17 protein-coding genes and 1 riboswitch are annotated in these 16,506 nt (G+C 64.3%); of the genes, 7 read left to right on the top strand and 10 right to left on the bottom strand.

Annotated elements, in window-relative coordinates; translation table 11 throughout:
- Positions 1-67: 67 nt before the first annotated feature.
- Positions 68-1,186 (bottom strand): alanine dehydrogenase, encoded by a 1,119-nt coding sequence (gene ald, locus ACR30Z_RS17115; protein ID WP_144652278.1) that lies wholly within the window; start codon positions 1,184-1,186, stop codon positions 68-70.
- Positions 1,187-1,395: 209 nt separating this feature from the next.
- On the opposite strand from ald, the gene ACR30Z_RS17110 reads away from it, so the two are divergent.
- Complete coding sequence (locus ACR30Z_RS17110; RefSeq protein ID WP_434373762.1) at positions 1,396-2,610, top strand: PucR family transcriptional regulator; 1,215 nt, start codon at positions 1,396-1,398, stop codon at positions 2,608-2,610.
- Positions 2,611-2,691: 81 nt separating this feature from the next.
- A complete protein-coding gene (locus ACR30Z_RS17105; RefSeq protein WP_434373760.1) occupies positions 2,692-3,612 on the top strand; it encodes an AEC family transporter in 921 nt (306 codons plus the stop codon).
- Positions 3,613-3,733: 121 nt separating this feature from the next.
- On the opposite strand, the gene ACR30Z_RS17100 is transcribed toward ACR30Z_RS17105, so the two are convergent.
- Complete coding sequence (locus ACR30Z_RS17100) at positions 3,734-5,059, bottom strand: hypothetical protein (RefSeq protein ID WP_434373759.1); 1,326 nt, start codon at positions 5,057-5,059, stop codon at positions 3,734-3,736.
- A 2-nt stretch (positions 5,060-5,061) separates the two neighbouring features.
- Positions 5,062-5,207, bottom strand: a riboswitch (cyclic di-AMP (ydaO/yuaA leader).
- Between the two features lie 129 nt (positions 5,208-5,336).
- A complete protein-coding gene (locus ACR30Z_RS17095; RefSeq protein WP_434373757.1) occupies positions 5,337-5,567 on the bottom strand; it encodes a hypothetical protein in 231 nt (76 codons plus the stop codon).
- Between the two features lie 45 nt (positions 5,568-5,612).
- Between ACR30Z_RS17095 and ACR30Z_RS17090 the strand changes: the two genes are divergently transcribed.
- Entirely contained in the window at positions 5,613-6,677 is a 1,065-nt protein-coding gene (locus tag ACR30Z_RS17090) for an ATP-dependent DNA ligase (RefSeq protein ID WP_144652273.1), read from the top strand.
- Here the strand turns inward: ACR30Z_RS17090 and ACR30Z_RS17085 are convergent, their stop codons facing one another.
- From ACR30Z_RS17085 to ptsP, 7 genes are all read right to left on the bottom strand, one after another.
- Entirely contained in the window at positions 6,678-6,953 is a 276-nt protein-coding gene (locus ACR30Z_RS17085; protein WP_434373755.1) for a DUF6480 family protein, read from the bottom strand.
- A gap of 114 nt (positions 6,954-7,067) precedes the next feature.
- Positions 7,068-7,889 (bottom strand): alpha/beta fold hydrolase, encoded by an 822-nt coding sequence (locus tag ACR30Z_RS17080; protein WP_144652271.1) that lies wholly within the window; start codon positions 7,887-7,889, stop codon positions 7,068-7,070.
- Positions 7,886-8,530, bottom strand: coding sequence for a maleylpyruvate isomerase family mycothiol-dependent enzyme (locus tag ACR30Z_RS17075; protein ID WP_144652270.1), 645 nt, complete (start codon positions 8,528-8,530; stop codon positions 7,886-7,888). Before ACR30Z_RS17075 ends, ACR30Z_RS17080 begins: the two co-directional genes overlap by 4 nt.
- Before the next feature lie 4 nt (positions 8,531-8,534).
- Positions 8,535-8,930: a helix-turn-helix domain-containing protein gene (locus ACR30Z_RS17070; protein ID WP_434373753.1), complete on the bottom strand. Its 396-nt coding sequence runs from the start codon at positions 8,928-8,930 to the stop codon at positions 8,535-8,537.
- Positions 8,931-8,972: 42 nt separating this feature from the next.
- Positions 8,973-9,260: a hypothetical protein gene (locus ACR30Z_RS17065; RefSeq protein WP_434373751.1), complete on the bottom strand. Its 288-nt coding sequence runs from the start codon at positions 9,258-9,260 to the stop codon at positions 8,973-8,975.
- A gap of 5 nt (positions 9,261-9,265) precedes the next feature.
- On the bottom strand, positions 9,266-9,544 hold the full coding sequence (locus tag ACR30Z_RS17060; protein WP_011776464.1) for an HPr family phosphocarrier protein: 279 nt from the start codon (positions 9,542-9,544) through the stop codon (positions 9,266-9,268).
- Positions 9,545-9,576: 32 nt separating this feature from the next.
- Positions 9,577-11,262 (bottom strand): phosphoenolpyruvate--protein phosphotransferase, encoded by a 1,686-nt coding sequence (ptsP, locus tag ACR30Z_RS17055; RefSeq protein ID WP_434373749.1) that lies wholly within the window; start codon positions 11,260-11,262, stop codon positions 9,577-9,579.
- A 129-nt stretch (positions 11,263-11,391) separates the two neighbouring features.
- Here ptsP and ACR30Z_RS17050 point away from each other — a divergent pair, with 129 nt between their 5' ends.
- The 4 genes from ACR30Z_RS17050 (at position 11,392) to ACR30Z_RS17035 (ending at position 16,490) form a co-directional block, all read left to right on the top strand.
- Positions 11,392-12,114 carry a TetR/AcrR family transcriptional regulator gene (locus ACR30Z_RS17050; protein ID WP_144652266.1) on the top strand — a complete coding sequence of 241 codons (723 nt, stop codon included), beginning with the start codon at positions 11,392-11,394 and terminating at the stop codon, positions 12,112-12,114.
- A gap of 66 nt (positions 12,115-12,180) precedes the next feature.
- The gene (locus ACR30Z_RS17045; protein WP_434373747.1) at positions 12,181-14,220 is read left to right on the top strand and encodes a PTS mannitol transporter subunit IICBA; all 2,040 of its coding nucleotides are present in this window, start codon (positions 12,181-12,183) and stop codon (positions 14,218-14,220) included.
- Complete coding sequence (locus ACR30Z_RS17040; protein WP_434373746.1) at positions 14,220-15,368, top strand: mannitol-1-phosphate 5-dehydrogenase; 1,149 nt, start codon at positions 14,220-14,222, stop codon at positions 15,366-15,368. Before ACR30Z_RS17045 ends, ACR30Z_RS17040 begins: the two co-directional genes overlap by 1 nt.
- Before the next feature lie 171 nt (positions 15,369-15,539).
- Positions 15,540-16,490 carry a siderophore ABC transporter substrate-binding protein gene (locus tag ACR30Z_RS17035; protein ID WP_434373744.1) on the top strand — a complete coding sequence of 317 codons (951 nt, stop codon included), beginning with the start codon at positions 15,540-15,542 and terminating at the stop codon, positions 16,488-16,490.
- Positions 16,491-16,506 lie beyond the last annotated feature (16 nt).

Below are 16,506 nucleotides of genomic sequence, written 5' to 3'. Positions count from 1 at the left end.
GCTTTAAACCACGACGGCGGGGTGCGGCTTCGCGTGGAAGCCGCACCCCGCCGTCGTGCTTGGTTGGCTAGGCGGAAACCAAGCTGTGCCAGTCGTTGACGAGGGGCAGGTTGTGCGCCTCGGAAACGGAGTGGTGTGCCACGTGGCCGGCGGCGATGTTGAGGCCGGCGGCGAGGGCGGGGTCGCGGTCGAACGCGGCCTTGACGCCCAGGTTGGCCAGTGCCACGGCGTAGCGCAGGGTGACGTTGGTCAGTGCGTACGTGGAGGTGTTCGGAACAGCGCCAGGCATGTTGGCAACGCAGTAGAAGATCGAGTTGTGGACCTTGTACGTCGGTTCCTGGTGGGTGGTGGGGTGCGTGTCCTCGAAGCAGCCGCCCTGGTCAACAGCGATATCCACCAGGACCGAGCCCGGCTTCATGCGGGAGACGAGTTCGTTGGTGACCAGCTTGGGAGCCTTGGCGCCCGGGATCAGGACGGAGCCGATCACGAGATCTGCGTCGATGACTGACTTCTCGATCTCGTAAGCGTTGGAGGCAACGGTCTTCAGGCGGCCCTGGTAGAGGGCATCCAGTTCGCGCAGCCGGTTGATGTTGATGTCCATGATGGTGACATCAGCACCGAGGCCCAGCGCCATGGCAGCGGCATTGGTTCCCGCAACGCCGGCACCGAGGACAACAACCTTGGCCGGACGGACGCCCGGTACGCCGCCCAGGAGGACGCCCTTGCCGCCGGCTGGAGCCATGAGCGAGGAAGCGCCGACTACGACGGACAGGCGGCCTGCGACCTCTGACATCGGGGCGAGCAGCGGAAGGGTGCGGCCTTCCTGCACGGTCTCGTAGGCGATGGCCGTGACGCCGGAGTTGATGAGCTCGGCGGTGAGCTCGGGCTCTGCGGCGAGGTGCAGGTAGGTGAAGAGGATGAGGCCCTTGCGGAAGCGGTGGTACTCGGCCGCGATGGGTTCCTTGACCTTCATGACCATGTCCGCACGACCCCAGACGTCGTCAGCATCGTTGACGATTTCTGCGCCGGCGATCGAGTATTCCTCGTCGGTGATGCCCGAGCCGAGGCCTGCGCCGCGCTCAACCAGAACGGTGTGTCCGTGGGTGCGGAACTCGTGGACGCCTGCGGCCGTGATGGCTACGCGGAACTCGTTGTTCTTGATTTCTTTGGGGACGCCGATGATCATTTGCTGGCTCCATCGTTAGCGGCCTGTTCGGCCGAATATTTGCTGCGGGCTGTGATTCCAGAATAAATCCGACTGTGAGGCAGGCGACATGGGATTTCGAATCTCCCATCGGTCGGAACCCCGGAAAATCAAGGGACTTCACTGCTACGGCTCGACATTTGTCGACCGATGGAGCGTCAGGTGTCGCCTGCTGTTGGTACGCTTTCTGGATGCAGCAGGACGTGGAACAGATCGTTGAACGCGTTGCATTGAAGCTTGGCCGCGGCCTGTCCCTTGAAGACCTGGACGGAGTCCTCCTTGCCTACAGCTCCAACCAGTCCCACGCCGACCGCGTCCGGGTGAACTTCCTCCTCAGCAAGCGCGTCCCTACCGATGTCAGTGCGTGGCAGCTCTCCCACGGAATCGCCACCGCGGTGCGTCCCGTCGTCGTTCCCGCCAACGATGAACTCGGCATGTTGGGCCGAGTCTGCGTGCCGCTCCTGGTGCGGGGTTTCCGGGTGGGCTACTTGTGGGTGCAGCTGGACCTTGAAGAGCAAAGTGCGACGGCGATCCTCGCCGAGTTGCCCGGCGTGCGTGACGAGCTGGACCTGTTGGCAGGCTTGTTGCTGGATTCAAATACCGCGGAATCGGAGTTCAGGAGGCGCCGCGAGCAGGAGTTCCTGTCGGCCTGCGGCGGCGAATCGAACGCCGTGGCGGCTGTGGCGGGGTGGAAGGAAATCCAAGGGCGTGGTCCGTGGCAATTGGTCACCATCCTGGATCCGGAAGGCGCCAGGTCCGACGTCGATCCCATCGCCGCAACACTGACCCACCGGTCAGCAGCGCTGCAGTCCACCATCGGGGTCAATGCTGCATTATTCAGTGCGGGGACGGAGACGCATTCGGTGGTCCTGTTCCGCGAGTCGGGCGGCCGGGCGGACCATGCCCAAGTGCTGGTGCACTATCAACTGGAACTTGCCAAACGCGCGGGTCGCAAGGTGGACAGGGTGATCCTGGGCATCAGCGAACCATTTCACGTCATCCGGCAATTGTCCGGCGCTTACCGCCAATCGAGGGTCGCTGCTCAAGCGGCCGCCGTGGACCAGCCGCTCGGCGAACTTGTGGACACCCGCGCGGTAGGGGTCTACCAGCTCTTTGATCGCCTGCTGGCGCCCGGCGGCTGGGACGACACAGGCTCTGTGCATTTCCGGACCTTGGAGGACCAGGACAAGAATGGCGAGCTCCTGCCCGTCCTGGAGTTGCTGTACGACAATGACGGTTCCGTGCAGGACGTCGCCGCCAAACTCCACCTCCACCGGAGCAGCATCTACAACCGGCTTGGCCGGATCCGTCAACTCATCGGTGCTGATCCGTTGAGTGGCGCCATCCGCCTCGAGCTGCATGCGGCCCTGAAGGCCCGGCGCTGGGCAGGTCGTCCCCGAATCTGACTGCGGGTTCTCAAATGGACACTCCGGGGTGCGCGGCATACGCTGAGAAAACGGTTTCTCGACAATCCCGGAAGGAGCACCATGGGCGGCGTTGTCTCCGGCATACTCATTGTTGCCGTGGTCATCGCGGTCGGGTATTCAGCTGCGCGCTTCAAGGTTCTGACGCCGGATGTCCAAGGCGCCCTCACCCGCACGGCCTTCTACATCACCAATCCGGCCCTGCTCTTCACTGTGGTGGCGGGCAGTGACATCGGTGCTGCCCTGGGAGTCGATGCCCCTCTGGCTCTTCTGTCGGCAGCGGCAATTGGCCTTCTGTATTGCTTGCTGAGTTTCCTGTTCTTCCGGCGACCTGTCGCGGAAACGGCAGTCGGTGCGATGGCCAGCAGCTATGCCAACGCCAACAACATCGGCATACCTGTTTCGCTGTATGCGGTGGGCACTGCCCAGCACGTGGCTCCGGTCCTTCTGGTTCAACTCCTTGTGATGGCGCCCTTCTACCTCAGTGTCCTGGGTGTGGCCGGCGGCGCCAAGGTCTCCTGGAAGCGAATACTGTTGCAGCCGTTCTCCAACCCCATGATCATCGCGTCGGGGCTGGGGCTGCTCGTGGCGATGACCGGGTGGGCAGTTCCGGATCTTGTCCAGAAACCCGTTGACATGTTGGCTGGAGCCGCCGTGCCCATGGTCCTGCTGGCCTTTGGCATGTCCCTCGCAGGCAAAGCCCCGCTGCAAAAGGGTGATGGGCGCGTGGAGGCAGTGGTGGCAACCTTGTTGAAGTTGGCAGGCATGCCGGTGGTTGTGTGGCTACTGGGACGATTTGTCTTCGGGCTGGAGGGCCAGCACCTCTTGGCCAGCGTCATTATGGCCGCACTCCCCACGGCGCAGAACGTCTTCCTGTTCGCTTCTCCCTATGGGCGTGGGATGACCATGGCAAGGGATGTCATTCTCTGCACCACAGTGCTGTGTGTTGGAGCCCTGCTGGTGGTGGCCTGGTTGCTCGGCTAGGAGCGCCTCAGCCGCTGGCAGCTCCAACGGCCTGGCCTGCGCCGGAACATAGCCGTTCGGCTGCTGCTGCAGTAGCGGCCGTGCCACCCGATGTGGGTGGTGGTGCGGGGGAGCCGCGTGCTCACTTCAGGGCCTTCTTGGCAGCATCAAGGAGGGCTTCCAGCGAGCTCTCCGAGGGCTGCGGCGTGGTGCTGGCATTGGGGTTGCCAGTTGGCCGCGGCTTGGAGGTCTGGGTCTCCGTCGGTGTTGGGGTGGGTGTCGGCGTTGGCGTGACTGTGGGCGTTGTTGTTGGCGTGGGCGCCGGCGGCGTCGTGATGGTGTCCGACGGCGCCTCGCTGGGTGCCGGAGCCGGTTGGGTTGGGACCGGGGTGGTCACGCCGGGAGCGGGGTTCACTGCCGGCGCCGCTGACGGTACCCACACTGGGTCGGCGAGCGATACAACGGGCGTCGGAACCGACGACGGCGACACTGCGCCAGGTGCCCCAGGAACGGTCGCTGGCTGGCCGGCTTCGGATGACGACGAACCCGTTGCCGAGGGCGACGTCGCAGAGCCCGTGGAGGCGGACGCCGTGGCGTAGGAAGCCTTGGGCGCAGGCGCCGCTGAGGCGGACTGGCGATCTTCGCCGCTTCCGCTGGCTTCCTGGGTGGGGGTCTCCTGGCCAAAGAACGGAAGCTCAAGGGCTTGTCCAAGACCTCCGGCCGTCAGGACAAGGCCCAGGGCGCCCGCAACCACGGCCATGCGTTGGCTCATCTGCTTGACTGACGCGGCTTTGCGCAGAACCGTGTGGGGCTCGCGGCCGAACGATGACCCGCCAAAGCCGGATTTGGAGCTTGTCGGCGAGGCGGCCGGGGTCCGACCGTCCTTGCGGCTGGCCAGGGACGCTGAGGCCGTGGCGGCTGCGGCAACCTGGGCCGGGGATTTGGCGCGTGCCGGAGACGCGGCCGATGCGGCGCCCGGGGTTGCGGTGTCCTCGAGGCCGGCCACTACGGGAATGGCTGCGGTGGCGGGTTCCGTTGTGCCCGAGTGCGCGGCTGTACCCGAGTGCGCGGCGCCAGGTTCGGCGCTTGCCGGCTGAACGATCGGGATGGCCGCGGTGGGAGGTCCGGGGGTCGTCGATGCCGGGGCTGCAGCCAGCGCGGCCTCCACGGCCGGAATCGCAGCAGTTGCGGGCTCGGTGGGCTCGATCACGGCTCGGGCTGCCCGCTCTCGCTCCGCCGCACGCGCGGCCGCGCGGGTGGTGGGTGCCGCGATGGTGGGGATGGCCGACGTGGCGGGTTCCGGCGTCGTGCTTGAAGGGTCCGGAGTCGTCACGGAGCCTTCAGCAGGCGCGCTGGTCAGGGATCCGCTGGTCAGGGATCCGCTGGGTTGGGCCCGACGGCGTCCGGTTGGTTTGGGGCGCTCGCGTTCGGTTTGGTCGCGGCGCGGCTGATCCATGGTTGGGGACATGGTGGTTGCCTCTCAACGCCTTCGAGGTTAGCTGTCGGGTTCGGACGAGGCCGTCCGGCCGCCTGGGCGGCTTCACCCCGAGGGCTTGAAAACAAGCCCGGGAACTCTGGGTCCCCCGTCTCTGCCGCGGGTCTGGCGGATCCCGGATTGCGGCAGAGCTCGGCGTCAATCCGGAAGCGGCCCAGCGGATATTCGGGTCGCCCTACGACGGTACATGAGCCGGAAAGTAAAGTCACATTAATGTAACGGGCGGTAGTTCTTCCCAAACGAGAGGCTTCTAGCGCTTAGGCTTCGGGGCCGGTGCGGGAGCCGGGAGCTCGTACTGGATCTTCAGGATCTGATGCGCATGGTGGGTTTCCGGCCGGAAAATCTCGTCGGCAATTCCGAGCATCCCACCCGCTGCGGTGCGTCGAACCCCACGGCCGTTCTGCCGCGTGATCCAGTACCAGAGGCCGGCGAGAAGAGCCGGCGCACCAAGTACTGCGGCCAACACGGCCAAGATATCCATGGCCTAAGACTAGCTTCGGCGTGCACCGGCAGGTAGACATTGTCTATGGACCTGCCTGTGATGCCGCCCGTCTCGCCCATGCTCGCCAAGTCCGTTCCGGCCATCCCCGATGTTGGGCACTACGAGCCCAAGTGGGACGGCTTCCGGACCATCGTCTTCAAGGACGGCGACGAGATTGTCCTGGGCAGCCGCAACGAAAAGCCGATGACCCGGTATTTCCCGGAAGTGGTGGATGCCCTGCGGGAGAACCTCCCGGACAAGTGTGTGATCGATGGCGAAATTGTCCTGATTCAGGGCAACAGGTTGGAGTTCGAGGTGCTGCAGCAGCGGATCCATCCCGCCGACAGCCGGGTCAGGATGCTTGCCGAGAAGACCCCTGCGTCCATGATCGCCTTCGACCTCCTTGCATTGGGCGACGAGAACCTCATGGATAAGCCGTTTTCAGAGCGGCGCGCTCTTCTGGAGAAAGCTCTCGCCAAGGCAGAACCTCCTGTCTACGTGACTCCCGCTGTGACGGACCTTGAGCGGGCGCAGGAATGGTTTGTCCAGCTCGAGGGCGCCGGCCTGGATGGGGTGCTGTCCAAGCCATTGGACGGGTTGTACCAACCCAACAAGAGGGTGATGTTCAAGACCAAGCACGAGCGGACCGCCGACTGCGTGGTGGCAGGATTCCGCTGGCACAAGACGGCGAAGGTTGTGGGGTCCATGCTGCTTGGGCTCCATGACGAGACGGGCCGGCTTCATCACGTAGGTGTGGTGGCATCGTTCCCCATGGCGCGGAGGGAAAGCCTGGTGGCCGAGCTGGAGCCATACCAGGTGGAGCTCAGTGACCACCCCTGGGGCGAGTGGGCCAACCAGGACGAGGCTGCCGGGGGTTCCAGGATGCCCGGCGCCCAGAGTCGGTGGAGCGGTGGCAAGGATTTTTCGTTCGTGCCTCTCCGCCCCGAGCTGGTAATCGAGGTGGCCTACGACTATATGGAGGGCGATCGGTTCCGGCACACCACGCAGTTCCGTCGGTGGCGGCCGGACCGGACTCCCGGGAGTTGCACCTACTCGCAGTTGGAGGAGCCTGCCGAGTATGACCTCGGCGAGATCCTCAGGTTGCCGTAACTACTCTTCATGTCCTTGGTCGCTGCTCATGCTGCCTTCGGCCGGCGGGGTTTCTCCCGGAGGAACTCCGCCTCCGGGCTCCAGTCCTGTGACGTTTCCGTCGAGGGGGTCGGGGTTGGCCGAGGCTGCGGGATCCTGGTCCTCGTCCTGGCGCAGTTCCGGATCGGCGTTCACATCGCCGTTGTCGGCTGCGGGGCCCGTCGCGGCGCCATACGGCCCCGTGGCGCCTGTCGCACCGAATCCTTGCTCTGTTTCGTTCGGGTCTTTACCGGTCATGTTTCAGCCCTTTCGTAAGCAAACTTACTAATGCGTCTGCTCCGCCAGCCTAGCCGCGACGCGCTGACGCAACAAGGGCACCCACGCCACCCAACCGGCGTCGTGCTTCTTTGCTTAGCGCTGCTGCGCTGTCGCGGCGACAAAACTGCGGATGGCATCAGCCACCGCCTGCGGCCGCATGTGCTGGACCACGTGGCCGACGCCCGGGACCTCCACCAAACGACCCCGCGACACCGCCCTCGAAAGCTTGAGCGACCACTCGGGACCCGCCACTTGGTCACGGCTGCCACGCAGGATCAGTACCGGTACTTCAATGCCCGCCAGCCGCTTCTCCGTGGGGTACTTCATCATCACGGGCAGCTCGGCAAGGTACCAGCGCGGTCCGCACCGAAGGTAGTCCGTGGTCACTATCAGGTTGGACGACGGACTCTCCCGCAGCAGCCCGTCAAGGGTGAGGGCCAGCGATTGTCGCCACACATTCTTATGCCGGGAATCAACAACGGGTCCCATCAGCACCAAGTGCCGGACCCGGTCCGGCCCATGCAAAGCTGCTTCGATCGCGAACTGCACGCCCATGGAATGCCCCACCAGAACATACGACTCGATGCCACGGCTCTTGAGGGCCTCGGCGATGAACGCGCCGTAGTCTTCCACCTGGAGTCGCCGGCTCGGCTTGGGAGTCCCGCCGAAACCCGGAAGGTCCAAGGAATACGTCGGTGCGCTCGCCGACAATTTCGCATGCAGCCGGGCCAAATACCGGTGGGAAACACCGATGCCGTGGATGAGGATGTACGCCGGCTGGCTGGCGGGCTCTGTGCCTTGGAACAGCGCAGCTGTTCCAGGTGCCGGGGTTCCAGGTGCAGGGGTTCCATCCGTCCAGAAGATCCGGCCGGTGAGGCCCAAAACTTCGACGTCGGTGGAGAGCAAGGTTGTCATGCCTGCCTCTGCTGCAGAAAGACGGAGGCGCCGGGGCCACTCAGTTCATGGTCTGCTACCGGCCGGCCGGATACCGCCAGCAGCAGCGCGATGGCTGGTCCTTCCACAGCGGGGCCGTCGCCGTGTTCAAAAGCGGTGTCGGTGGCTACCAAGCGCCAGCCTTGTGCGATCTCCTTGCCGCCACCCATGGCTGCGGTGGTCCTGACCTGGTAGCCGAGCGCGGTGGCAACATGCGCCGGAGGGTAGGTGCGGCTGATCCCGAGGGGGCGCCGGATATCCTCCCCGTGCACGAACGCCTCAACCAGCCGGGTGGCAAGCCCTGCCGGCGGTCCGGAAGTTCTGGAGAGCACGGCACGCAGCCTCGCCAGTGTCTGCTGCGGGTTCCCGGCCTTCTCGCGCTCCACTCCCATGGCGTTGTCGCGGTCGAAGTCCATTCGGGCGGCAACCAGGCGGCGAATGAAACCCAGGCGCGTGGTCTTCGCGGTGTCGATCACATGCGCCAGGACATCGTGGACATCCCAGCCGGCACACAGCGACGCCGTCTGCCATTGAGCCGGCGGCAGCTGCTCCAAGTCCTGGATCAGGGCCCGACGCTCTGCGTGCACCAGCGGCCACACGATGGAAGGTGAAGGTGAACCCATGGGGCTATTCTCCCGCCGCCGCTTCAGCAGCTTGCTGGCGCTTCTGCTTTTCCAGCCAAGCCATGATGGCGGCCTGCCGGATGCGGCGATGTGTTCCCCCGTATTCCACGGGGATTTCGCCGCGGTCGGTCATGTTCCGAAGGTACGTATGCGAGATGCCCGCGAGTTCCGCGGCCTGCGACGTCGTGAGCATTTCCTCCACGCTGCTCACCGTCACCGTTTCGCCACGGCCCAGTCTCGCAAGGAGGTCGACGACGGCGTCCCTCGCCTGATCGGGCAGGCGGTGGACGGTGCCGTCCACGAACACGGTGATGTCGTTGCTGTCCTGCAGGGAATGCGCCAGATTCCGGGCGTCGTCGGCGGGAAGGCCTGCCGTGACGCGGGGAGCTATCAATGCCATGGCAGAAGCCTAGCCTGCGAAGTGCTGCTGGCAGGGGTGTGGTTACAGAGAAGCCCGGAGTTCTGCGGCGTTGGCTAAGTCTGCGGCCAGGTGCCCGCGCTCCCCGGGTGTCATCCCGCGGGCATCGCCTTGGCGGGCGGCGTTGAGGAGCACGCGGTCAAGGCGACCCCCTGAGTCCGAGCCGTCCTCCTCCGTCTCGCCCACCGCACTGATTCGCAGCCAGTTCCCGCCCGGGGCCCGAAGACGCGGGGAGTCACCCGATTCGATGCTTCGCTGCGGATCCTGCCGCGCGCACGGCATTGCCGGCAGCAAGGCATCGAAATGGTGCACGAACGCTATTCCGCGTCGAGGTCCGTCTCCAGCAGCTTCACCAGTGCGTCCAGCGCAGCATCGGCGCCGTCGCCCTCGGCCCGCAGCACAACGACGTCGCCCTTCGCCGCGCCGAGGGTCATGAGCGAGAGGATGCTGGCGGCGTCGAGGGCGTCATCGGCAGGGTCGCCCTGCATGGCGATGGTGACTTCCACTGGCTGCTCGCCCGCCGCTTCGGCGAACAGGGCGGCGGGGCGGGCGTGCAGTCCGGAGCGGCTGGCGATGGTGGCTGTGCGTTCGGGCATGGGTTTCTCCTAAAGGTGTAGCGGTTAAGAAGCTAGAGGCCGAGCTCTTCGAGCACGGGGAGCTTGGCGCGGACCCAATCGCGGGCTTCGGTGGCACTGGGTGCGGACAAAGCCAGCCGGGCAAGTTCCTGGGCCTGCTCCAACGTGACGGTCTTCAGGACGGTCCCGACGGCGGCCAACGAGCGCGCGGTCATGGACAGTGTGGTGACACCCAGCCCGGTAAGGACGACGGCGAGGGCCGGGTCAGCGGCCGCCTCGCCACAGACGCCCACGGGCTTGTTGTTGCCCTCCATGGCCGAGCCTTCCACGGTGAGCTGCACCAGTCGAAGGACGGCGGGCTGCCACGGCGTGTTGAGCTCGGCGAGGGGGCCGAGTTGGCGGTCGGCGGCCATGGCGTACTGGGTGAGGTCGTTGGTGCCGAGCGAGGCGAACCCGACTTCCCGCAGCACGGTGGCAGCAGTCAAGGCGGCAGAGGGGACTTCCACCATCACGCCAGGTGTCTGGATCCCGGCAGCGGCGCACAATGAGGCAAAGCGTCCGGCTTCAGCGGCCGTGGAGATCATGGGTGCCATGACCCACACGTCGGCCTCGGACTCGGACGCTGCCCGGGCGATGGCCTCAAGCTGGCGCTCCAGGACGCCGGGAGTGGTGAAGTCGGTGCGGTAACCGCGAACACCCAGGGCGGGGTTGGGCTCGGTGGCGTCCGTGAGGAAGGGGAGGGGCTTGTCGGCACCGGCATCCAGGGTACGGAGGACAACCTTCTTGCCCGGGAACGCGTCGAACACGGCCTTGTAGGCTGCGGCCTGCTCATCAACGGAGGGCTCGGTGTCACGCTCGAGGAAGCAGAACTCGGTGCGGAACAGGCCCACGCCCTGGGCGCCGAGGCCCGCTGCTGCCACGGCATCCTTGGCTCCGCCCACATTGGCGAGGAGCGGGACCAGGTGGCCGTCCGCCGTCGTGCCGTTTCCGTCGAATTCGGCGAGCGTCGCAGAGGTTTCAGCCCACGCTGTGGCAGAAGCGCGGTGCTCTTCGGAGGGCGAAACGGCCACGAAACCGGCCGCGCCGTCGACGTACACTTCGGTTCCATCGGCAATGTCATCCACGCCATGTGCGGCGACAACAGCGGGCAGGCCGAGTGAACGCGCGATGATCGCGGTGTGCGACTGAGGACCGCCGCCGGAAGTCACCAGGGCAAGCACTACAGCGGGATTCAGTGTTGCAGTGTCAGCCGGGGCAAGGTCCTCGGCCACCAGGATGAAGGGCGTGTCGGAGGAGGGGATGCCCGGTGCGGGGACGCCGCGGAGTTCGGCAACGATGCGGGCGCGCACGTCCAGCACATCGGTGGCGCGCTCGGCCATGTAGCCACCCAGATTGTGCAGCATTTCGGAGACGGAGGCTCCCGCTTCCCAGATGGCACGCTCTGCCGACGAGCCGGCGTTGATGAGCTTGGCCGCCGACTTCAGGAGCATGGTGTCCTTGGCCATGAGCGCAGTTGCCTCGAGGACGGCTTTGCCGTCACCGGAGGCGGTATCCGCGCGGCCCTTGAGTTCGTCGTGGACGGACTGAGCGGCGGCTTTCAAGCCGACGACGGCGTCTTCCGGACTGATTCCCTCGGCCAACCGCTCACCCGACGGCGGTTCGCTCACCGGCTTGGGCATTTGGCGGACGGAACCAATGATGCGGCCAGGGCTTACCCCTACTCCTTGGAAATTCTGCACTGAATCCTCTGTTCCTGCTTGTTGGTTCAGACCCGCCGGCGACGGCACCGGGAGCCTCGAAAAATAGCCTACAAAATTCTGTTGTGAGCCACTTCATATAGCAACGCTATAGGTGCTAGGGTAGCGGTTATGAGTTTCGATGACCAGCTTCCGCCCAAAATTCGGTTGCTTCGCGCAGCTGCCGAGTTGCTGGCGAATTCGGAGGGGTCAGCGGTCTCTACGCGCCAGATCACCAAGCTTGCCGGGGTCACGGCGCCCACGCTCTACCACCACTTTGGTGACAAAGAAGGACTGTTCGATGCCGTCGTATCTGCCGGCTTTGAAGAGTATGTGGCAGGGGAGCGCGATTTTGCGCCGTCCGGGGAGCCCTTGGAAGACGTCCGGCGGATGTGGGACAACCACGTCCAGTTCGGGCTGACCCAACCCCATCTGTATCTGGTGATGTTCGGCAACATCAGGCCGGAAAGCCGCCCAGCAATCGTGGCCGATGCTGAAGCGCTTTTGGAAGAGATGCTGAACAAGGCCGCTATCTCCGGTCAGATCAACGTGCCGCCCCGCGAAGCGGCACGCAGCATCCTGGCTGCCAACGTGGGTGTCACGCTCATGTTGATCGCTGAACCGGTGGAAGAACGGAACCTCGAGCTCTCAACGATGACCCGGGATTCCATGATTTTTGCCGTCTCCACGGAAACCGCCCGTGGCGCTGCAGCGGACGACTCCGGTAAGTCGTCAGTAGTTGTTGCGGCAATCGCCCTGAATGCGGCACTGCAGGCCTCGCATTCGGACCAACTGTCCAGCTCTGAACTGAAGCTCTTCCTTGAATGGCTTCACCGCATTTCCAGCAGCTCCTAAGGCTGTTCTCTCTCGATCTATATCGACTGACCCCGCGCCGCCGCGGGACACACGTTAGGAATTCACATGGCAACAGAGACCGTTGCGAAGCCCCGCACCAGCGCGCGCGTTGGTGTTCAAAAGTTCGGAACATTCCTGTCCGGCATGATCATGCCCAACATCGGCGCCTTCATCGCCTGGGGCCTCATCACGGCCCTGTTCATCGAGAAGGGCTGGATTCCCGTGCCTGCCCTCGGTGGCTTCGGTACAAACGCCGATGGTGATCCCAACGGAGGCATCGTTGGCCCCATGGTCACGTACCTGCTTCCGATCCTGATCGCGTACACCGGTGGACGGATGGTTTATGACGTGCGCGGCGGCGTGGTGGGCGCCATCGCAACCATGGGCGTCATTGCCGGCACGGATTCTCCTATGTTCATTGGCGCCATGATCATGGGCCCGCTGGGCGGCTGGACCATGAAGAAGATCGACGCCATCTGGGATGGCAAGATCCGCCCCGGCTTCGAGATGTTGGTTAACAACTTCTCCGCCGGAATTTGGGGTGCAGCCTTGGCCCTGGGTGGTTTCTATGGCCTGTCCTGGGTTGTCCAGCGCTTCACCGAAGGCGCGGGGGCTGTTGTCGAATTCCTGGTCAACAATGGCCTGCTGCCGCTGACCAGCATCTTCATTGAGCCCGCCAAGGTCCTCTTCCTTAACAACGCCATCAACCACGGCGTGCTGACTCCGCTTGGCATCCAGCAGTCTCTGGAACAAGGCAAGTCCATTTTGTTCCTTCTCGAGGCCAACCCCGGCCCCGGTATGGGCATTCTGTTGGCCTACATGTTCTTCGGCCGCGGTGCTGCCAGGGCTTCGGCTCCCGGTGCCGCAATCATCCACTTCCTTGGTGGCATCCACGAGATCTACTTCCCCTACGTCCTGATGAAGCCGATCCTGATCCTCGCCGCCATCGGTGGCGGCATGACGGGCATCGCCACCCTCGCCATCACCAACTCCGGCTTGGTTGCTCCGGCCGCGCCAGGTTCCATCATTGCCGTGCTGGCTCAGACGGCCCGCGACAGCTACGTCGGCGTGATCCTCTCCGTCATCCTGGCCACTGCCGTGTCCTTCCTCATTGCTTCGGTCATCCTCCGCGCTTCCAAGAACAAGGGGGAGGACGACCTCTCGGCAGCAACGTCCCGGATGGAAGCCATGAAGGGCAAGAAGAGCTCCGTCTCCTCGGCACTGACCGGTGACCGCGCCGGTGAGCGCGCCGGAGCGCAGGGCGGAGCCGTCCTGACCCGTCCGGTCCAGACCATCGTGTTCGCTTGCGACGCCGGCATGGGCTCCAGTGCCATGGGTGCCTCGGTGCTGCGCAACAAGATCAAGGCCGCCGGCTTCCCGGACGTCAAGGTCACCAACTCGGCCATCGCCAACTTGAACGACACTTACGATGTTGTGGTCACCCACGAGGACCTGACCGAACGCGCACAGCCACGCACGTCCAGTGCGGTGCACTACTCGGTGGACAACTTCATGAACAGCCCCAAGTACGACGAAATCGTCGAACTGGTGAAGTCAAGCAACAGTGAAGAAGGCACGACGGCGGCCCCCGCCGAAGAAGCCCGGCCCGCCGCCGCTGCCACAACTCCTGCCCACGGTGCGCATGCCGCTGAGCCGGCTGCCGCCGTCGAGGGCAAGGGTGTCCTGCTCCGCGAAAGCGTGATCCTGAATGGAACGGCAGCCGACCGCGACAGCGCGATCGACGAGGCCGGAAAACTCCTGTTGGACCGCGGCGCCGTGGATGTCAGCTACGTCCACGCCATGCACGAGCGCGAGGAATCCGTGTCCACCTACATGGGCAGCTTCCTGGCAATCCCGCACGGCACCAACGATGCCAAGGAACACATCAACCACTCGGCCGTGTCCATCATTCGGTACCCGGAGGGCATCGACTGGGGCGGCAAGCAAGTGAAATTCGTGGTGGGCGTGGCCGGCATCAACAATGAGCACCTCCACATCCTGTCTTCCATCGCGAAGATCTTCACCAACAAGGCACAGGTGGCCCAGTTGGAGGAAGCAACCACGGTGGATGAAGTCCTGGAGCTGTTCGGAAAGGTTAACGCATAGTGAAGGCAGTCCATTTTGGGGCAGGCAACATCGGGCGCGGCTTCGTGGGGCTGTTGCTGCACGAAGCCGGCTATGAGGTGGTGTTCGCGGATGTCGCGGATGCGCTGATCAGCCAGCTTGCGTCGGCAACCAGCTACGACGTCCACGAGGTGGGCGAGAACCCTGCGGTGAAGACCGTGACAGGTTTCCGCGCACTGAACTCGAGCACGCAGGAAGCCGCTGTCGTGGAGGAAATCTCGACGGCGGAGGTGGTTACCACCGCGGTGGGGCCCCACATCCTGAAGTTCGTGGCACCGGTGATCGCCCGCGGTCTTGCCGCACGGGAACCGTCGTTGCCGCCCCTGCAGGTGATGGCGTGCGAGAACGCCATCAATGCCACGGATCTCCTGCACACGGAGATCCGGGCGGCCTGGGACGACTCCGCAGGCGACCTGGACGCCGTCGCAGTTTTTGCAAATACCGCAGTTGACCGCATCGTTCCCAACCAGGCGCCGGGCCAGGGCCTGGATGTCACGGTGGAAACCTTCTACGAGTGGGTCATTGACCGCACACCCTTCGGTGACAATGTGCCCACCATCCCCGGAGCTACTTTCGTGGACGAGCTGGGCCCGTACATCGAGCGCAAGCTGTTCACTGTGAACACCGGGCACGCATCGGCTGCGTACTTCGGGTACGCGGCGGGGCTCGAGAAGATCTCCGACGCCATGGCCGATCCTGGCGTGGCCGCAAAGGTCAGGGCTGTGCTGGAGGAAACCAAGGAACTGCTGGTGGCCAAGCACGGGTTCGTGGAGGCGGAGCAGGAAGCGTACGTGCAGAAGATCCTGCAACGCTTCACAAACCCGCACCTGCCGGACACCGTGAACCGTGTAGGCCGTGCCCCGTTGCGGAAGCTTGGCCTGCACGAGCGCTTCGTTGGCCCCGCAGCTGAACTTGCCGAGCGGGGCATCACTCCGGTGGCGTTGCTTGAGGCGATGTCAGCAGCCCTTCGTTTCGACGACGGTGCCGACGACGAAGCCGTGGAGCTCGCCAACATGCTGTCCGAGCTGGACGCGGCTTCCGCCGTCGAACGCATCACGGAACTGACGCCAACACACCCGCTGTTCCCAGCGCTGCAGAAGCTCGTAGAGGATCGTAAAGCCGAAGCCTAGGCACTGGACCGAATTGTCACAAAGGCTCTCCAGTGGGAGAAAAACACGTGAGTTCGCTCACTTTCTCCCGCTGGAGGGCCTTTCGGTTTTGAAGTTAGCCTCACCTTACTAATAGAGTCAAAAGGCAATTAGGCAACACATCTATGACTTATTAGTGAGTGGAGTAACGGCGTGAAAATGAGGCTGTCGAGCTACATTGGGGCACTGGCTGCAGGGGCAGCCTTGCTGACCGTCACGGCCTGCGGAGGCGGCGCCACCGCGTCGTCGCAGCCGGAAGAGTCCAGCACCATCACCATCGAGCACGCCCAAGGCTCCACAGCCAACGTCCCCGTGAACCCGGCCAAGGTTGTCACGTTCGACCTCGGCGTCCTGGACACCATGAACGCGCTCGGCGTCGAGCCCACCGGTGTTCCCGAGGCCAGCTACCCGGATGCGCTCAAGAAGTTCTCCGAAGCCAAGTACCCCAAGGTGGGCTCGCTCAAGGAACCCGACTTCGAAGCCGTCAGCTCCGCAGCTCCGGACCTCATCATCATCTCGGGCCGCACCTCCGGCGCCTACGAAGAGCTGAGCAAGATCGCTCCCACCATCGACCTCTCCGTGGACGCTGCCAAGCCCATGGAAAGCTTCAAGGCCCAAACGGAGAAGCTCGGCAAGATCTTCAAGAAGGAAGACGAAGTCGCCTCCAAGCTCGCCGAGGTGGACAAGACCGTTGCCGACACCAAGTCCAAGGCAGCTTCCGCCGGCAAGGGCTTGATCGTCCTCACCTCCGGTGGCGAAGTCACCGCTTACGGCGCCGGCTCCCGCTTCGGCATCATCCATGACGTCCTGGGCGTCCCGACGGCTGCCACGGTCAAGTCCGAAGGCGCCCACGGCGAGGCCGTTTCCTTCGAATACATCAAGGAAACCAACCCGGACATCCTCTACGTCATCAACCGCGACACCGCCATCGGTACCGCCGGCTCCACGGCCAACCCCATCCTGGACAACGAGCTCGTGAAATCCACCAACGCCGCCAAGAACAACAAGATCGTCAACCTGGATCCCGCCGGTTGGTACATCGTGGGCTACGGCTTGAACAACGTCCAGGCCATGGTCACCGCAGTGGCCGACTCAGTCGCCTGATACTTCCCTCCACCTG

It is taken from the genome of Paenarthrobacter sp. FR1 (assembly GCF_051106045.1).
GTDB lineage: Bacteria > Actinomycetota > Actinomycetes > Actinomycetales > Micrococcaceae > Arthrobacter > Arthrobacter nitroguajacolicus_A.
This window is presented reverse-complemented; position numbering and strand designations above follow the sequence as displayed.